Below are 10,926 nucleotides of genomic sequence, written 5' to 3' on the forward strand. Positions count from 1 at the left end.
ACTCTCCGTCGGGGGTGGTCAGTTGGCCCAGGGCAGCGGGGACTCGGAGGTGCCCCAGTACAGGGACTTCTGCCGCTGGTACTGGCGGATCCCGTCCCGGCCCTTCTCCCGGCCGAGGCCGCTGTCCTTCATGCCGCCGAACGGGGTGGAGATGCTGAACTGCTTGTACGTGTTGATCCAGACGGTGCCCGCGTCGATCCGGCGCGCGATCCGCCAGGCCGCCCGGTGGTCCCGCGTCCAGATCCCGCAGGCCAGGCCGTACACGGAGGCGTCGGCCTGCGCGACCAGGTCGTCCTCGTCGTCGAAGGGCAGCGCGACGAGCACGGGCCCGAAGATCTCCTCCTGGCAGACCCGCGCGCTGTTCGGCAGCCCGTCCAGCAGGGTCGGCAGGTAGTACGCGCCGTCGGCGTACTCCTCGCCCTCCGGTACGGCGCCTCCGGCGAGCACCCGGGCACCCTCCGCACGCGCCAGGTCCACATACGCGGCGACCGCGTCCCGGTGCCTGTGGTGCACGAGCGGGGCGACCTGCGTGGCCGGGTCCGTACCGGGGCCCACCCTCAGCTTCCGCACGCGCTCGGCGAGCTCACCGACGAAGTCGTCGTACAGCGCACGCGCCACGAAGAGCCGGGAACCGGCGATGCAGGACTGCCCGCTGGACGAGAACACCCCGAACATCACCCCGGCGAGAGCCTGCTCCACGTCGGCGTCGGCGAGGACGACCGTCGGCGACTTGCCGCCCAGCTCCAGGGAGACCGGCATCAGCTTCTCGGCGGCCGCGTGGGCGAGGGTGCGCCCGGTCGAGGTGCCGCCGGTGAACGACACCTTGCCGACCCGGGGGTCGCGCACGATCGCGTCCCCGACCACGCTGCCGCGCCCCGGCAGGACCGCCAACAGGGCGGTGGGCAGGCCGAGTTCGTCGAGCGCGCGGGTCACGAGGCGGCCGAGCGCGAGCGAGACGAGCGGTGTCCAGTCGGCGGGCTTGAGCAGGACCGCGTTGCCGCCGGCGAGGGCCGGGGCGAGCTTCTGCGCGTCGCTCGCGACCGGCGAGTTCCACGGGTTGATCGCGCCGACGACGCCGATCGGCTCGTACACGCTCATCGTCACGTACGCGCCGCGCGCCGGGGTGATCGCCTCCTCGGCGGTCTCCAGGGCGGCGGCCGTGTACCGGAACGTGCCGGCCGCGCTGGCGACCAGGGCACGGGTCTCGGTGAGCGCCTTGCCGGTGTCGGCGGTCTGGAGGGCGGCCAGCCGGCCGCCCTCGGCGTCGATCAGCTCTGCGATACGGGTGAGGAGCCGGGCGCGCTGGTGCGGGAGCAGGTCGCGCCAGCGGGGGTCGGCAGCCGCCCGGGCCGCGGCCTCGGCCGCCTCGGCGACCTCCTCGACGGTGGCCGCGTGCACAGTGGCGAGCGGGCGTCCGGTGGCCGGGTCGACGGTCTCGGTCGGTGCGCCCGCGCCACGGCGCCAGGCTCCGGCGATCAGCGCCTCGTCCGGAGGGATCGGGAGCGCCTCGTCCGGGGGAGTCGGGGTCATGCGGGTCTCCTTGCAACGGCGGTCCGTCTCAGCGCTAGAAATCTAAGGGCTTAAATAATTTCGGCGCAAGACCCTGCCGGAACTTCTTTCGCTGCCCAGACTCTTGACGAGCTATGGGAGGGGGGCGATACAACTTAAGCGCTTAGAAACTTTGCGCTAACGCGCTTCATCCTCCCGGGTTCCGTAGGCTGCATCCCGCGCCCGCCGTACCCGCTGCCGCTTCCGCTCCCTCATCGCCGCGGAGTCCCCGTATGACGCTCAACGCCCCAGACACGCCGCGCCCGACGCCCGACGGCGCCGTCCGGGCCTCGATCTCGGCCCGCTTCGAGCGGCTGCCGCTCTGCCGCTGGCATGTCGTGGTCCGTCTCATCGTCGGCGCCGTGACCTTCTTCGAGGCCTTCGACCAGCTCCTCATCGCCTACGCGATGCCCGAGCTGCGCGCCGAATGGCAGCTCTCCACCTCCACCGCCACGCTGATGCTCACCATCGGCTCCCTCGGCATGCTCGTCGGCGCCCTGCTCTCCGGCCGGCTCGCGGACCGCATCGGCCGCGTCAAGGTGATCGCCCTGTGCATCGCGGTGTCCAGCCTCGCCAACCTGGCCCTCGCCCTGACCAGCTCACCCGAGCAGTTCATGGCGCTGCGCTTCGTGCAGGGCCTGGCCATCGGCGGCGAGGTGCCGGTCGCGGCGACGTTCATCGCCGAGATCACCCGCAGCCACAAGCGCGGCCGCTTCGTGCTCCTGTACGAGCTGGTCTTCCCGGCCGGTCTCACCGTCGGAGCGTTCGTCGCCGCCTGGGTGGTGCCGATCCTCGGCTGGCGCTGGATGTACGCGATCGCCGCGATCCCCGGTGTCCTGTGCTTCATCGTCCAGAAGGTGGTGCCGGAGTCCCCGCGCTGGCTGGCCGACCACGGCAGGACCGACGAGGCCGAGGCCACCATGGTCCGCATCGAGACCGCGGTCGAGCGCGCCACCGGCAAGCCACTGCCCCCGGTCGGCGAGGCCCTGCCCGTCACTCCGCCCGGCAAGGCCGCCTCGGGCCTGCGCGGCCTGTTCACCGGCCGCTACCGCCGCCGCACCCTGGTCGTGGGCGCCCTCTGGTTCTCCGGCTACTTCGTCAACTACGGCATCTCGTCCTGGCTGCCGACGATCTACCTGAACCGGTACGAGCTGTCCCTCTCGGACGCCCTGCTCTACTCCACGGTCACGTCCTGCGCGGGCCTGCTCGGCTGCCTCGTCGCGGCGCTCACCGTGGACCGGCTGGGCCGGCGCAAGGTCATCATGTCCTGCCTGGGCGGTGCGGCCGCCGTCCTCCTCGTCCTCGCCTGGCTGGGCGCGGACACGCCGGTGCAGGTCCTGGTCTGGTCGTCGCTCGCCGCGGTGTTCTTCTTCGGCTGCAACATCTGCCTGTACCTGTACACGCCGGAGCTGTTCCCGACCCGGATGCGGGCCCTCGGCAGCAGCGTCGGCGGCGCGTTCAACCGGATCGGCGTCATCCTCGGCCCGATCGTCGTCGGCGCGGTCTACGCGGGCGGCGAGATCGGCACGGTCTTCCTGGTTCTCGGCGGGGTCGCCCTGGTCGGAGCGGTCGTGGCGGGCTTCGGCGCGGAGGAGACGGCGGGGCGGCGCCTTGAGGAGGTCTCGCCGTAAGCGGGCTGGCGCCGCCGGCCCGGGCGCCGTCGACCCGGCCGCCGTCGCCGCAGACGCCGGAGGGGCTGAACATCAGCCCCTCCGGCGTCTGCGGCGTGGGGGTCCGGGGGGCGTGCGCCCTCAGGGCTACTTACGCTCCCCCAGCATCGACTCCACCTTCCCCCGCACCTCGTCCGAGGCCAGCCCCCGGATCGTCAGGGTCGTACGGCGCCGAAGCACGTCGTCCGCGGTCTCGGCCCACTCGTGGTCCCGCGCGTACGCGACCTGCGCCCAGATCTCCGGGGCGTCCGGGTGTATGCGCTCCGCGAGGGACGGGTCCTCGTTGGCCAGGCGCGCGATGTCGAAGGACAGCGAGCCGTAGTGCGTGGCCAGGTGCCGCGCCGTGTCGGCCGACATCCGCGGACCGGGCGTACCGCCGTCCACGAGCAGCCGGTGCGCCACCGCGTCCGGGTTCGAGATGCCGGGCAGCGGGAGCTTCTTCGGCAGCTGCGAGACCGGCTGCATGTCCTCGCCGAGCGGGTGCCCGGGCAGCTCCGCCAGCTTGTTCATGATCGTGCGGCCGATGTGGCGGAACGTCGTCCACTTGCCGCCCGCGACCGACAGCATCCCTCCGCGGCCCTCGCTGACGACCGTCTCCCGCTTCGCCTTGGAGGTGTCCCCGGGCCCGCCCGGCAGCACCCGCAGGCCCGCGAAGGAGTACGTGATCAGGTCGCGGGACAGCTGCTGGTCGCGGATCGAGAACGCCGCCTCGTCCAGGATCTGCGCGGTGTCCTTCTCGGTGACGGACACATCCCGCGGGTCGCCCTCGTACTCCTCGTCCGTCGTGCCGAGCAGCAGCATGTCCTCCCAGGGCAGGGCGAACGTGATGCGGTACTTGTCGATCGGCGTGGCCAGGGCGGCCTTCCAGGGGGCGGTGCGCTTCAGGACCAGGTGCGCGCCCTTCGACAGGCGGATGGACGGCGCCGCGTTCTCGTCCTCCATCCGCCGCAGGTGGTCCACCCACGGGCCGGTCGCGTTGAGGACGAGGCGGGCGTTCACGCCGAACTCCTCGCCGTCCGACCGGTCCTTGAGCTCGGCGCCCGTGACCCGGCCCTTGGTGAAGCGCAGCCCCGTGACCTCGGCATGATTGAGGACGACCGCGCCCGCGTCGACCGCCGCGCGGACCGTCATCAGGGCCATCCGCGCGTCGTTCATCTGGTCGTCGCCGTACACGGCCACGGCCTTCAGGTTGTCCGTGCGCAGCTCCGGCACGTCCTGCGCGGCCTTCGACGGCGAGAGCAGATGCCCGACGCCGTCACCGAACGCGGAGAGCGCGCTGTACGCGAACACGCCCGCGCCGAGCTTGGCCGCGCCGTGCGGGCCGCCCTTGTAGACCGGCAGGTAGAACGTCAGCGGGTTGGCGAGGTGCGGCGCCACCTGACGGGACACCGCGCGCCGCTCGAAGTGGTTCTCCGCGACGAGCTTCACCGCGCCGGTCTGCAGGTAGCGCAGACCGCCGTGCAGCAGCTTGGAGGAGGCCGACGAGGTCGCGCCGGCGAAGTCACCGGCGTCCACGAGGGCCACCCGCAGGCCGGCCTGCGCCGCGTGCCAGGCGGTGGAGATGCCCAGGATGCCGCCGCCGACGACGAGCAGGTCGTACGTCGCCTTCGCGAGCTGCTCGCGGGTCTCGGCCCGGCTCGGGTTCGAACCGCCCGCCGGGTGCAGCCCGAGCGCAGGGTAGGCGGGGCCGTTCTGCAGGGTGGTGCTCATGGGTGTGTGCTCCTCGTCTTGTCCTCAAGGACCGAAGGCCGGGGTCAGTCGTCGGCTGCGTCGTCTTCGAGCCAGCCCATGGTCCGCTCGACGGCCTTGAGCCAGTTCTTGTACTCACGGGCCCGCTGGTCGGCGGGCATCCGCGGGGTCCACTCGGCGGCCCGGCGCCAGTTGGCGCGCAGGGCGTCGGTGTCCGGCCAGAAGCCGACGGCGAGGCCGGCGGCGTAGGCCGCACCGAGGCAGGTGGTCTCGGCGACCATGGGGCGCACCACCGGCGCGTCCGCGAAGTCGGAGATCGTCTGCATCAGCAGGTTGTTGGAGGTCATGCCGCCGTCGACCTTGAGGGCGGCGAGGTCGACGCCGGAGTCCTTCGTCATGGCGTCGGTGATCTCACGGGTCTGCCAGGCGGTGGCTTCCAGTACGGCGCGCGCGATGTGCGCCTTGGTGACGTACCGGGTCAGACCGGCGATCACACCGCGGGCGTCGGAGCGCCAGTACGGGGCGAACAGACCGGAGAAGGCCGGGACGAAGTACGCGCCGCCGTTGTCCTCGACGGAGGACGCGAGCGTCTCGATCTCGGCGGCGGACTGGATGAGCCCCATCTGGTCCCGCATCCACTGCACGAGCGAGCCGGTGACGGCGATGGAGCCTTCGAGCGCGTAGACGGGCTTCTGCTCGCCGATCTGGTAGCCGACCGTGGTGAGCAGCCCGTTGTACGAGTTCACGGGCTCGTCACCGGTGTTCATCAGCATGAAGGTGCCGGTGCCGTACGTGGACTTGGCCTCGCCCTTGTCGAAGCAGGTCTGGCCGAACAGGGCCGCCTGCTGGTCGCCGAGCGCGGAGGCCACCGGCACGCCGTCGAGGACGCCGCCCTTGGTACGTCCGTACACCTCGGCGGAGGAGCGGATCTCGGGGAGCACGGCGGCGGGGATGCCGATCGAGCCGAGGATGCGCTCGTCCCAGGCCATCTCGTGCAGGTTCATCAGGAGGGTGCGGGAGGCGTTGGTGACGTCGGTGACGTGCACGCCGCCGTCGGTGCCGCCGGTGAGGTTCCAGATGACCCAGGAGTCCATGGTGCCGAAGAGGATGTCCCCGGCCTCGGCGCGCTCGCGCAGACCCTCGACGTTGTCGAGCAGCCAGCGCACCTTCGGGCCCGCGAAGTACGAGGCGAGCGGCAGGCCGGTCTCGCGGCGGAAGCGGTCCTGGCCGACGTTGCGGCCGAGCTCCTTGCAGAGCGCGTCGGTGCGGGTGTCCTGCCAGACGATGGCGTTGTGCACCGGCTCGCCGGTGTTCTTGTCCCACAGCAGCGTCGTCTCACGCTGGTTGGTGATGCCGATCGCCTTGACGTCGGCGGAGGTGATCCCGGCCTTCGCGATGGCACCGGCGACCACGGACTGGACGTTGGTCCAGATCTCCTTGGCGTCGTGCTCGACCCAGCCCGGCTTGGGGAAGATCTGCTCGTGCTCGCGCTGGTCGACGGCGACGATCCGGCCGTCCTTGTCGAAGACGATGCAGCGGGACGAGGTGGTGCCCTGGTCGATCGCCGCGATGAACGGGCCTGCGGTGTGTGCGTCGGTCACTGTGTGCTCCAGAGGTCTTGGGGGAGGCGGCGCGGTGCGCTCGTCCGGTCGGTGGTCCGGTGGGTCCGGTGGCCGTCCTTGCGGCTCAGGCGAGGGCGACGTTGTAGACGCCTGCCGCTATGGCGCCGCCCAGGAGCGGGCCGACGACCGGCACCCAGGCGTACCCCCAGTCCGAACCGCCCTTGTTGGGCAGCGGAAGCAGCGCGTGCACGATGCGCGGGCCGAGGTCGCGGACCGGGTTGATGGCGTACCCCGTGGGCCCGCCGAGCGAGAGGCCGATGCCGACGACGACCAGGGCGACCAGCAGCGAGCCGCCCCAGGAGACGCCCTTGCCGTTGTCGCTGAGTCCGAGGCACAGGATGGCGAGCACCAGCACGAAGGTGGCGATGACCTCCGTGGCCAGGTTCTGGAGGGGGTTGCGGATCTCGGGGGAGGTGAAGAAGACCCCGTGCACCGGCCCCGGGTCGGCGCTCTTCTGCTCGGCGACCTCCGGGTCGTTCAGGTGCACCTTGAAGTGGCCGTAGTACGCGATCCACACGAGCACCGCGCCGATCATGGCGCCGAGCAGCTCGCCCCCGAAGTAGGCCGGGGTGTCGCCCCAGGTCGGTGCACCCTCGCCGCCCTTGAGGACGATGCCCACGGTCACCGCGGGGTTGAGGTGCGCGCCGGACTTGGCGGCGACGTAGGCGCCGGTGAGGACCGCGAAGCCCCAACCGAACGCGATGGCGACCCAGCCGGCCTTGTAGGCCTTCGAGCGCTTCAGAGTGACGGCGGCGCACACGCCACCGCCGAGCAGGATCAGAACAGCGGTACCGATGGTTTCGCTGATGAAGATGTCGGAGCTGGACACCCGCGACTCCTTTGTCCTTCGTCCAGGGGAAGGCGAACCACGGGTCCCGCCGGTGGTTCGCGCCCTCGGGCTGAGGGCGTTGGCCCGATCCGCCTTGCGACACCCTACCTTGCATTACCGGTAGGTGTTCGACAATGCCGACCGATGAACGGCAGTTTTGCGTCCGGGTGAACGGGACGTCAAGAGGTGTGGGGGCGGTGTCGCGATCGTTACCCGGGTCCGGCATCCAGCCCGTCCGGCGCCGCAGGGCGGAGCGGATCCAGCCCGTCCGGGGGCGCCTGCCGGGCGAAGGCCGGGGGCGATTGGGGCGTTTGGGGAGTGTGAGGACGAGGCCGAAGGCCGACAGGGTGGCGGGGTCCGCCGGGAGGCAGGGGCGCGGGGTCCAAAGGGAGGTACCGGTTCCCGTACGGCGGCACGGCCCCGGAAAACGCTAGAAACGCCCCGCACCCAAGTCCCGGGACACCGCACGCGCACAGTCCCGTACCGCCGCCACCAGCGCGGACCGCAGCTCGCCGTCCGCGCAGACCCGCTCCACGGCCCCCGTGACGCCCACCGCGCCGACCGGCATCCGCCGCCGGTCGTGGATCGGCGCGGCCACCGAGGCCACGCCCTCCCAGGTCTCCTCGACGTCGTCGGCCCAGCCGCGCGCCCGGGTCAGGTCAAGCGTCGCCTCGAACGCGTCGAGCCCGGTGACCGTACGCGGCGTGAAGTCCTTGCGCTCGGCCTCGACGGCCTCGCTGTGCGCCACCGGGTCGTACGCGGACAGCACCTTGCCGAGGGCCGTGGAGTGCAGCGGCTGCATCGCGCCGACCTCCAGGACCTGCCGGCTGTCGTCCGGCCGGAAGACGTGGTGCACGATCAGGACGCCCTGCTGGTGCAGCACGCCCAGGTAGACGCTCTCGCCGCTGGAGCGCGCCAGGTCGTCCGCCCAGACCAGGGCGCGGGCGCGCAGCTCGTGCACGTCGAGATAGCTGTTGCCGAGGCGGAGCAGTTCGGCGCCCAGCTGGTAACGGCCGGAGGCGGCGTCCTGCTCGACGAAACCCTCCTGCTGGAGGGTGCGCAGGATGCCGTGCGCGGTGCCCTTGGCGAGGCCGAGCGCGGAGGCGATGTCGGAGAGGCCGAGGCGCCGCTCGCCGCCCGCGAGCAGCCGCAGCATGGCCGCCGCCCGCTCCAGCGACTGGATGTTCTTCGCCATCGCGTCGGCTCCCTCTCCGTCTGTCGGCGCGTACGTGGCCCCGGTGCTTCCTTCTGTACGTGCCCTGTTCGGCAATGCTGAACACTATCGGCCCATGCCGAACTTGTCCTAACGCGTGCCGCCGTCATCCGCCGTCCCGCGTGCGGATGTTGTGGCCGGGCCGCCCGCGAGATTGTCCCTACCGCTGAATTCGAGCCACACGCCGGGTGCCCTTCGGCCCCGGATCTGACGGGGTCCCTGTCTGCCTGCTGGACGCCCTTCACAGAAGGGGCGGCGTCCCGGCTACCCTGGCCGCGTGCGGCTTCCGCCGGTAGCCGCAAAGCCGACAGCCGTCGCACTCCAGGGAGATCGTCCATGGCCTTGCAGCCGACCCCCGCAAGCACGACCACGACCCGCGCGGACGCCTTGCGCGCCGCCCTCGCCTCCCGTGTGGTGGTGGCCGACGGGGCGATGGGCACGATGCTCCAGGCGCAGGACCCGAGCCTGGACGACTTCCAGCAGCTCGAAGGCTGCAACGAGATCCTCAACGTCACCCGGCCCGACATCGTCCGTTCCGTGCACGCCGAATACTTCGCGGTCGGCGTGGACTGCGTCGAGACGAACACGTTCGGCTCCAACTACACCGCGTCCAGCGAGTACGACATCGAGGACCGGATCCACGAGCTGTCCCAGGCCGGAGCCCGGATCGCGCGTGAGGTCGCGGACGAGTTCGCGGCGAAGGACGGCCGGCCGCGCTGGGTGCTCGGCTCGATCGGACCGGGCACGAAGCTGCCCTCGCTGGGACACATCGACTACGCCACGATCCGTGACGGCTACCAGGAGAACGCGGAGGGGCTGCTCGCGGGCGGCGCGGACGCGCTGATCGTGGAGACGACGCAGGACCTGCTCCAGACGAAGTCCAGCCTGATCGGCGCGCGCCGTGCCATGGACGCGCTGGGTGTCCAGGTGCCGCTGATCTGCTCGCTGGCCTTCGAGACCACGGGCGTGATGCTCCTGGGTTCGGAGATCGGCGCGGCGCTGACGGCCCTGGAGCCGCTCGGCATCGACCTGCTCGGCCTGAACTGCTCGACGGGCCCGGCGGAGATGAGCGAGCACCTGCGCTATCTGGCGCAGCACTCGACGACGCCGCTGATGTGCATGCCGAACGCGGGCCTGCCGGTGCTGACCAAGGACGGCGCGCACTTCCCGCTGACGCCGCCGGAGATGGCCGACGCGCAGGAGAACTTCGTCAACAGCTTCGGCCTGTCCCTGGTGGGCGGCTGCTGCGGCTCCACGCCCGAGCATCTGCGCCAGGTCGTCGAGCGCGTCCGTGACCTGACCCCGACCGAGCGCGAGCCCCAGCCCGAGCCCGGCGCCGCCTCCCTCTACCAGACGGTGCCGTTCCGCCAGGACACCTCGTACATGGCGATCGGTGAGCGGACGAACGCGAACGGTTCGAAGAAGTTCCGTGAGGCGATGCTGGACGGCCGCTGGGACGACTGCGTGGAGATGGCCCGGGACCAGATCCGCGAGGGCGCGCACATGCTGGACCTGTGCGTGGACTACGTCGGCCGGGACGGCGTGGCCGACATGCAGGAGCTTGCGGGCCGTTTCGCGACCGCCTCGACGCTGCCGATCGTGCTCGACTCGACCGAAGTGGACGTGATCCAGGCCGGGTTGGAGAAGCTGGGCGGGCGTGCGGTCATCAACTCCGTCAACTATGAGGACGGTGACGGTCCGGAGTCGCGGTTCGCGAAGGTGACGCGGCTGGCGCAGGAGCACGGGGCGGCGTTGATCGCGTTGACGATCGACGAGGAGGGCCAGGCCCGTACCGTCGAGAACAAGGTCGCCATCGCCGAGCGGATCATCGACGACCTGACCGGCACCTGGGGCATCCGCGAGTCGGACATCCTCATCGACACCCTGACGTTCACGATCTGCACCGGGCAGGAGGAGTCCCGCAAGGACGGCGTCGCCACGATCGAGGCGATCCGGGAGCTGAAGCGACTCCACCCGGATGTGCAGACCACGCTCGGCCTGTCCAACATCTCCTTCGGCCTGAATCCGGCCGCGCGCATTCTGCTGAACTCGGTGTTCCTGGACGAGTGTGTGAAGGCGGGTCTCGACTCGGCGATCGTGCACGCGTCGAAGATCCTGCCGATCGCGCGCTTCGACGAGGAGCAGGTGCAGACCGCGCTTGACCTGATCTACGACCGGCGTGACGGGGACTACGACCCGCTGCAGAAGCTGATGGCGCTGTTCGAGGGCGCGACGGCGAAGTCGTTGAAGGCGGGCAAGGCCGAGGAGCTGGCCGCGCTCCCGCTGGAGGAGCGGTTGCAGCGCCGCATCATCGACGGCGAGAAGAACGGCCTGGAGGCCGACCTCGACGAGGCC

7 protein-coding genes are annotated in these 10,926 nt (G+C 71.1%); 2 read left to right on the forward strand and 5 right to left on the reverse strand.

Features of this window, described 5'->3' with window-relative positions:
- Positions 1 to 18: 18 nt before the first annotated feature.
- Positions 19 to 1,530, reverse strand: coding sequence for an aldehyde dehydrogenase family protein (locus QIS99_RS29500; RefSeq protein WP_282516778.1), 1,512 nt, complete (start codon positions 1,528 to 1,530; stop codon positions 19 to 21).
- A 251-nt stretch (positions 1,531 to 1,781) separates the two neighbouring features.
- On the opposite strand from QIS99_RS29500, the gene QIS99_RS29505 reads away from it, so the two are divergent.
- Positions 1,782 to 3,179, forward strand: a complete 1,398-nt coding sequence (locus QIS99_RS29505; protein WP_282516779.1) for an MFS transporter — start codon at positions 1,782 to 1,784, stop codon at positions 3,177 to 3,179.
- 126 nt (positions 3,180 to 3,305) lie between these two features.
- Here QIS99_RS29505 and QIS99_RS29510 read toward each other — a convergent pair whose 3' ends face one another.
- From QIS99_RS29510 to QIS99_RS29525, 4 genes are all read right to left on the reverse strand, one after another.
- Positions 3,306 to 4,928, reverse strand: a complete 1,623-nt coding sequence (locus QIS99_RS29510) for a glycerol-3-phosphate dehydrogenase/oxidase (RefSeq protein WP_282516780.1) — start codon at positions 4,926 to 4,928, stop codon at positions 3,306 to 3,308.
- A 44-nt stretch (positions 4,929 to 4,972) separates the two neighbouring features.
- Positions 4,973 to 6,508: a glycerol kinase GlpK gene (gene glpK / locus QIS99_RS29515; RefSeq protein WP_282516781.1), complete on the reverse strand. Its 1,536-nt coding sequence runs from the start codon at positions 6,506 to 6,508 to the stop codon at positions 4,973 to 4,975.
- An 85-nt stretch (positions 6,509 to 6,593) separates the two neighbouring features.
- Positions 6,594 to 7,358 carry an MIP/aquaporin family protein gene (locus QIS99_RS29520; RefSeq protein ID WP_282516782.1) on the reverse strand — a complete coding sequence of 255 codons (765 nt, stop codon included), beginning with the start codon at positions 7,356 to 7,358 and terminating at the stop codon, positions 6,594 to 6,596.
- Between the two features lie 430 nt (positions 7,359 to 7,788).
- Positions 7,789 to 8,553, reverse strand: a complete 765-nt coding sequence (locus QIS99_RS29525) for an IclR family transcriptional regulator (protein WP_282516783.1) — start codon at positions 8,551 to 8,553, stop codon at positions 7,789 to 7,791.
- Between the two features lie 354 nt (positions 8,554 to 8,907).
- Between QIS99_RS29525 and QIS99_RS29530 the strand changes: the two genes are divergently transcribed.
- A partial coding sequence (locus QIS99_RS29530; RefSeq protein ID WP_282516784.1) for a homocysteine S-methyltransferase family protein occupies positions 8,908 to 10,926 on the forward strand: 2,019 nt, incomplete at its 3' end.

The organism is Streptomyces solicavernae, from assembly GCF_029968095.1.
GTDB lineage: Bacteria > Actinomycetota > Actinomycetes > Streptomycetales > Streptomycetaceae > Streptomyces > Streptomyces solicavernae.